Below are 6,279 nucleotides of genomic sequence, written 5' to 3'. Positions count from 1 at the left end.
GATAAATTGTTAAAGAGCAGTGCAACGCGGCTTTCGCTCACCGTTGCGAGGTGGCGTATATTACGCTTTCCTCTTTCAGAGTCAACCCGTTATTTCAGGATTTTTCTCTTCGTTGTTCCGACCATCTCGTGAAGTGTTTCACATTGTCGTCTCAACGGAGGCGCATTATAGGGATCCCATTTTTTTGCACAAGCGTTTTTTCGATCTTTTTTACTGATTGTTGTTTTTTCGCCCTTTTCGCTGAGATCCCGTACGATCTGTTCGAATTATGACAAGTAAAAGGCTTGCAGAAGGACGTTATTGCCACCAAAGTCTTCTTCACAACCTGTTTTTGATGAGGTAGCTATGTCCGCAGTTCTACGTCCTTATAGAAATTTGTATCCTCAAGTCGGTGAAAGAGTAATGGTCGATGCCACCAGCGTTGTGATCGGCGATGTCCGTATTGCTGATGATGTCGGTATCTGGCCGCTGGTCGCTATCCGCGGTGATGTTAACTATGTAGAGATAGGGGCGCGCAGTAATATCCAGGACGGTAGCGTATTACACGTTACGCATAAATCTTCTTATAACCCCGAAGGTAATCCGCTGATCATTGGCGAAGATGTGACGGTGGGACATAAGGTCATGCTGCATGGCTGTATTATCGGCAATCGCGTTCTGGTCGGCATGGGGTCCATTTTGTTAGATGGCGCGGTTATCGAGGATGATGTGATGATTGGCGCGGGCAGCCTGGTTCCGCAAAATAAACGCCTCGAGAGCGGTTACCTTTACCTTGGAAGTCCAGTGAAACAGATCCGCCCGCTAAAAGAAGAAGAGATCGCTGGGTTAAAATACTCGGCGAACAACTACGTGAAATGGAAAGATGAGTATCTGGCTCAGGATAACCAGATATAACCCAGCTCATCTTCTTGCTGCTCACGGATCAACTGTTCGGCCTCGTCTTCCAGATCCCAGCGGTTTTCCCGGAACAACGCCAGCCACAACGCTGGCGAATTGCCCCCAAAACGATCCGCCAGAATATCAGCACGGATAATGCAGGTAAGTTGCAAGCCGTTCACCAGTGCAGGAAAAAAAACCGCCTGCTGTACGTCATTCCATTCCTCCCTGTCGGGAAACTGAATAGACTGGTTCATTCCGCTAGTTCCCTCTGGAGCTGTTTAATAACAGATTCTATATCTGGCAATACGCCATGCCATAGCAGCACCGAATGTGCCGCTTGCCCCACCAGCATCCCCAAACCATCGGCACATCGTTGCGCCCCAAGCTGCTGACACCACGCCAGGAAAGGCGTGCTGCCTTTTTGATAGAACATATCGTAGCAATAAAGCTCTGCATGAATGAGAGACTCAGGGAGTTCGGGCACCCCTCCATCGATACCGCTGGAGGTGGCATTAATAATGAGGTCGAATTCATGGCCTGCCAGATCGGATAACGCAAGCGCATTCACGCTGCCGGTGTGAGCAAAAAGCGTTGCCAGTTCTTGTGCGCGAGCCAACGTCCGGTTTGTTATTGTCACTGCGCAATCCAGCGAAAGCAGCGGGAGCAGTACGCCTCGTGCGGCGCCACCCGCACCAATCAGCAGGATGCGAAAGCCGGGCCGGATAAATGACAAGCGTTCCAGATCGCTTAACAAACCAATTCCATCAGTGTTGTCACCCAGCAAGCGCCCATCTTCAAGACGCTTTAACGTATTTACCGCACCCGCAAGCGCAGCACGTTCGGTGAGTTCGTCTGCCCGACTGAACGCTTCCTCTTTAAAAGGCACAGTGATATTGGCACCTTTCCCCCCCGCAACGAAGAAAGCCTCAAGCGTATTGATGAAAGCATCCATTGGCGCCAGTACGCGGCCATAAGGATGCTCAATCTTTAATTGGGCTGCAAATTGCGCGTGGATGAACGGCGATTTGCTATGTGCGATTGGATTACCAAATACAGCGTAGGATTCCATAGCGTTAACCTTGACGGAATAGTTCGCCGGTGAGGGCGTCGCGAATTTCAGAAGGATTCTGGCGACCACCCGTTTTCCCTTCCACGACAGGGAAATCGGCACCAAATTGCTGGCGTACTTCGTCATCCGTTCGGCAAGGAGGTAAACCGGTCAAGTTTGCACTGGTTGATACCAGCGGTTTGCCATACGCTTCGCATAACGCAATCACCAGCGGGTGATCGGTAACGCGTACTGCCAGAGAATCAAAACGCCCGGTCAGCCAGCGCGGCGTGGTAGCTTTGGCAGGAAATACGAATGTTACAGGTCCTGGCCAACAGGCGAAAACGGCCTGCCGCTGGGCCTCGCTCAGCATGCTGTCGTCTATATAGGGTTTTAACTGCTCGAAGCTGGCGGCAATGAGGATAAGCCCTTTCTCGATCGGGCGCTGTTTCAACTCAAGCAGACGATTTACAGCAATCTCGCTGTCCGGGTCACACCCAACACCGAAAACTGCCTCTGTGGGATAGGCGATGACATCTTTATTTTTCAGGACCGCCACCGCAGCAGCGATGGGATCCAAATGCAGGTTATTCTTCACGGGTCTGTTCCGCCGTTACCGGCTTTCCACATTGTTTACTGGCGCAGAAACATCGGGTGCCTTGCGCCGTTTTTTTCTCGATCAGTAGCGGGTAGTGGCATGTTGGACACTCCCCTGCCACGGGTTTGAAATTGATAACGAACTGACAATCGGGGTAACGATCGCAGGAATGGAAGGTTTTGCCAAATCGCGACCGTCGTTGGATCAAGTGCCCGGTCTGACACTGCGGACAAGTGATCGCAGTGTTATCGGGTTTATCTATTTGCTCGGTATGTTCACACTCAGGATAGTGGCTGCAGCCAATAAACATCCCGAACCGCCCCTGTCGCAATACCAGCACGGCACCACAAATGGGGCAGTCTTGTCCTTCCAGAATTTTGACGACATGCCCATCCGCCTGACTTTTCAGCGGACGGACGTAATCGCATTCCGGATAGTGAGAACATCCGAGAAACGGACCATGCTTGCCGGAACGAATAACGAGTTCAGCCCCGCACTGTGGGCAGGGCTCGTTGTTACGCACCGTAAACAGTGCTGATTTGGCCATAAGGACTCTGGAAGCTGCAAAAATGATTAATGCAGCATACCTTCATTCACTTCAAAGAGTAATTCTTCCATTTGCTGGTAAGCGTTTTCGCATCCTGGAATGTTAAACAGAACCATCAGAATGACCCATTTCAGGTCCTCCAGTTCGAATTCTGCCGTATCCAGCGCCAGCACTCGTTCAATCACCATCTCACGTGTTTCGAGGTTTAGCACCTGAATCTGCTCCAGGAATAGTAAAAATCCCCGGCAACTGGCATCCAGCCGTTCACACTCTTCTGGCGTATAAATACGCACGGAGAGCGGGTCAGAAGCAAGCTGCATCGGTTCGGCGAGGCCTTCCTGATAATCAGCCAGCTTTTCAAGCCACAGAAGCGCGTTGTAGATATCTTCACGATCAAAACCAGCGTCGGTAAGGTCCCGTTCTAGTTTGTCCTGATCCACCCGCATTTCAGCTTCGTTATGGATGTAAGTCTCAAACAAATACATTAGTACGTCGAACATGGCTTGCCCTCCTTAATCGGACATAGCCGCCGGGTACAGCTGCGATCCACCCTGCTAACTCCAGTTCAAGTAGCTGAGCCACAGTTACTGGCACAGGTTGGCCGGCACGTTCAGCGACGACGTCAACAGGTGTTACCTCATCTCCTACGTTAGCCAGGAGCTCGGGAAATGGCAATGCCACCTCTTCTTGATCTGGAGAATAAATTGAATTTTCGTTACCCGAAGGCAACCAATGTAGCCCGTATTGTAAATTTTCCAGGATTTCTTCTGGCGAGATAACCAGAAGCGCACCCTGCTGTATCAACCAATGCGGCCCTTCGCTACCGGGATTTCCAACCGGGCCGGGGAGTGCAAAAACGTCACGTCCCTGTTCCGCCGCACAGCGTGCAGTAACTAATGAACCGCTGCGTAAAGCAGCCTCGATAACCAGCACCCCACGACTAAGCCCACTGATAATGCGATTACGCCGAGGGAAATTGCCCGGATAAGGCGTGGTCTTGAGAGAAAATTCGGAGACGAGCGCCCCGCCATTGGCGATGATATCGGCGGCAAGGGAGACATGGCGTCGTGGATAAACAGTAAAAAGGCCATGCCCCAGTACACCAATGGTTTTACCCTGCGCGTTAAGTGCTGCGCGATGTGCGACACTGTCAATTCCAAGCGCCAGCCCACTGGTAATCGTTAAACCGCTTCGCGCCAGCGCCTCACAAAACAGTGTACCCCAGCGTTCGCCGTACCATGAATGTGCCCGGCTACCGACGACAGCAAGCTGCTGGTTCACCAGCGCATCTGGCTCCCCTTTAATAAAAAGCGCTCCCGGGTAATCTGCAATCGCCCGTAATTGTTGAGGATATTGCTGCTCGCAGGCGAGAATAAGATGATGCTGTGGCTGCTCAAGCCACAGCAGACTCTCTTCGATTTCATGTGAACTCATTGCCAGAAACCGTCTGGCCTGTTTTGCCGTTAAGCCACTTGCGGTTAACGTCTCAACATCAATCACGGCACTGTTTGCCAGATTTTGCGCCGCCTTGAGCATCCCCTCACCGAACAAATCGCCTGTATATATCAGGCGCAACCATATTTCTGTAGAAGTCATCTGCGTCCCTGCCATAAATAGCTCGCCCAATCCTTGCGATTGGTCACCGATGCTGTCAATCAGAGGGGGATTTGTCTAGAATAGAAGGGATAATCTTTCTTACTCCTGAACACGACTCTGGATATTTATGGCAGTTTTGCAAGTGTTACATATTCCGGACGAGCGTCTTCGCAAAGTCGCCGCGCCGGTAAAAGAAGTTAATGCAGAAATTCAGCGTATCGTCGACGATATGTTTGAAACGATGTATGCGGAAGAAGGTATTGGTCTGGCTGCAACCCAGGTGGATATTCATCAACGCATTATCGTTATTGATGTCTCTGAAAATCGCGATGAGCAACTGGTGTTAATTAACCCAGAACTGCTGGAAAAAAGCGGCGAGACGGGAATTGAAGAGGGTTGCCTCTCTATTCCAGAGCAACGAGCGCTTGTTCCGCGTGCCGAAAAAGTGAAAATCCGTGCGCTGAACCGTGAAGGCCAAACCTACGAGCTGGAAGCAGATGGTCTGTTGGCGATTTGTATCCAGCATGAGATGGATCATTTGGTCGGTAAATTGTTTATCGATTATCTGTCGCCGCTCAAGCAACAACGTATTCGTCAGAAAGTTGAAAAACTTGATCGCATGAAAGCGCGAGCTTAAGGATAAGAGTCCACGTGTCAGATTCACTTCGCATTATATTTGCCGGCACACCTGATTTTGCAGCGCGTCACCTCAACGCGCTGCTCTCTTCTGAGCATCAGATCGTTGGCGTATTCACTCAGCCTGATCGTCCTGCCGGACGCGGCAAAAAATTGATGCCGAGCCCGGTCAAAGTGCTGGCTGAGGAGAAAGGGATTCCGGTATTTCAGCCAGTGTCTCTTCGTCCACAGGAAAATCAACAACTCGTTGCCGATTTGCAGGCCGATATCATGGTGGTTGTCGCCTATGGCCTCATCTTGCCAAAAGCCGTTCTGGAGATGCCTCGTCTCGGTTGCCTGAACGTACACGGCTCTTTGCTCCCACGCTGGCGTGGTGCAGCGCCGATCCAACGCGCCCTTTGGGCGGGTGACAGGGAAACTGGCGTCACTATCATGCAAATGGATGTCGGGCTGGACACGGGCGATATGCTTTATAAGCTCTCCTGCCCGATTACTGCCGAAGACACCAGTGCGACACTTTACGATAAGCTGGCACAACTTGGTCCACAGGGTTTACTCGCAACGCTGACGCACATTGCAACCGGTACGGCAACACCCGAGGTGCAGGACGAAGAGCAGGTTACCTATGCAGAAAAACTCAGTAAAGAAGAAGCGCTTCTTGACTGGTCTTTGTCTGCGGCGCAACTGGAGCGTTGTATTCGAGCCTTCAATCCATGGCCAATGAGCTATTTCGTCATTGATGACCAGCCGGTTAAGGTCTGGAAGGCATCGGTGATAAACACCCAGGCTAAAGCCGAACCCGGCACCATTATTGAAGCCAATAAGCAAGGCATTCAGGTTGCCACGGCTGAGGGCATTTTGAATCTTGAATCGCTCCAACCCGCCGGTAAAAAAGCGATGAATACTCAGGATCTCCTAAACTCCCGGCGGGAGTGGTTTACGCCGGGTAATCGCCTGGTCTGACAATTATCTTTA

General features: G+C 51.2%; 9 protein-coding genes. 3 read left to right on the top strand and 6 right to left on the bottom strand.

The window, feature by feature from the left end; all coding sequences use genetic code 11:
• The first annotated feature begins 345 nt into the window (after nucleotides 1-345).
• Entirely contained in the window at nucleotides 346-894 is a 549-nt protein-coding gene (locus L2097_RS19560; RefSeq protein WP_085007481.1) for a gamma carbonic anhydrase family protein, read from the top strand.
• Here the strand turns inward: L2097_RS19560 and L2097_RS19555 are convergent.
• From L2097_RS19555 to dprA, 6 genes are read right to left on the bottom strand one after another with little or no spacing between them, the layout of a single operon-like run.
• Nucleotides 876-1,133, bottom strand: a complete 258-nt coding sequence (locus tag L2097_RS19555) for a DUF1488 family protein (protein ID WP_250353516.1) — start codon at nucleotides 1,131-1,133, stop codon at nucleotides 876-878. The two genes, L2097_RS19560 and L2097_RS19555, sit on opposite strands and share 19 nt — an antisense overlap.
• Nucleotides 1,130-1,948 (bottom strand): shikimate dehydrogenase, encoded by an 819-nt coding sequence (gene aroE / locus L2097_RS19550; protein WP_250353515.1) that lies wholly within the window; start codon nucleotides 1,946-1,948, stop codon nucleotides 1,130-1,132. Before aroE ends, L2097_RS19555 begins: the two co-directional genes overlap by 4 nt.
• Nucleotides 1,949-1,952: 4 nt before the next feature.
• Nucleotides 1,953-2,525 carry an L-threonylcarbamoyladenylate synthase type 1 TsaC gene (tsaC, locus tag L2097_RS19545; RefSeq protein ID WP_047372890.1) on the bottom strand — a complete coding sequence of 191 codons (573 nt, stop codon included), beginning with the start codon at nucleotides 2,523-2,525 and terminating at the stop codon, nucleotides 1,953-1,955.
• The gene (locus tag L2097_RS19540) at nucleotides 2,515-3,072 is read right to left on the bottom strand and encodes a DNA topoisomerase family protein (protein ID WP_250353514.1); all 558 of its coding nucleotides are present in this window, start codon (nucleotides 3,070-3,072) and stop codon (nucleotides 2,515-2,517) included. The genes tsaC and L2097_RS19540 overlap by 11 nt, the downstream gene beginning before the upstream one ends.
• 26 nt (nucleotides 3,073-3,098) lie before the next feature.
• Entirely contained in the window at nucleotides 3,099-3,572 is a 474-nt protein-coding gene (gene smg, locus L2097_RS19535) for a DUF494 family protein Smg (RefSeq protein ID WP_039076830.1), read from the bottom strand.
• Nucleotides 3,544-4,668 (bottom strand): DNA-protecting protein DprA, encoded by a 1,125-nt coding sequence (gene dprA, locus L2097_RS19530; protein ID WP_250353513.1) that lies wholly within the window; start codon nucleotides 4,666-4,668, stop codon nucleotides 3,544-3,546. Before dprA ends, smg begins: the two co-directional genes overlap by 29 nt.
• A gap of 127 nt (nucleotides 4,669-4,795) precedes the next feature.
• Between dprA and def the strand changes: the two genes are divergently transcribed.
• A complete protein-coding gene (def, locus tag L2097_RS19525; protein ID WP_039076828.1) occupies nucleotides 4,796-5,305 on the top strand; it encodes a peptide deformylase in 510 nt (169 codons plus the stop codon).
• A gap of 14 nt (nucleotides 5,306-5,319) precedes the next feature.
• Nucleotides 5,320-6,267: a methionyl-tRNA formyltransferase gene (fmt, locus tag L2097_RS19520; RefSeq protein WP_250353512.1), complete on the top strand. Its 948-nt coding sequence runs from the start codon at nucleotides 5,320-5,322 to the stop codon at nucleotides 6,265-6,267.
• The last annotated feature ends 12 nt before the right edge of the window (nucleotides 6,268-6,279 follow it).

The sequence above is a fragment of the Citrobacter sp. MNAZ 1397 genome (assembly GCF_023613995.1).
GTDB classification, from domain to species: domain Bacteria; phylum Pseudomonadota; class Gammaproteobacteria; order Enterobacterales; family Enterobacteriaceae; genus Phytobacter; species Phytobacter ursingii.
This window is presented reverse-complemented; position numbering and strand designations above follow the sequence as displayed.

What these genes read in the sequence shown, in the direction of transcription:
- L2097_RS19555 (WP_250353516.1), bottom strand. Translation starts at nt 1,133, where the DNA reads ATGAACCAGTCTATTCAGTTTCCCGACAGGGAGGAATGGAATGACGTA.
- L2097_RS19540 (WP_250353514.1), bottom strand. Translation starts at nt 3,072, where the DNA reads ATGGCCAAATCAGCACTGTTTACGGTGCGTAACAACGAGCCCTGCCCA.
- dprA (WP_250353513.1), bottom strand. Translation starts at nt 4,668, where the DNA reads ATGACTTCTACAGAAATATGGTTGCGCCTGATATATACAGGCGATTTG.
- def (WP_039076828.1), top strand. Translation starts at nt 4,796, where the DNA reads ATGGCAGTTTTGCAAGTGTTACATATTCCGGACGAGCGTCTTCGCAAA.
- smg (WP_039076830.1), bottom strand. Translation starts at nt 3,572, where the DNA reads ATGTTCGACGTACTAATGTATTTGTTTGAGACTTACATCCATAACGAA.
- L2097_RS19560 (WP_085007481.1), top strand. Translation starts at nt 346, where the DNA reads ATGTCCGCAGTTCTACGTCCTTATAGAAATTTGTATCCTCAAGTCGGT.
- aroE (WP_250353515.1), bottom strand. Translation starts at nt 1,948, where the DNA reads ATGGAATCCTACGCTGTATTTGGTAATCCAATCGCACATAGCAAATCG.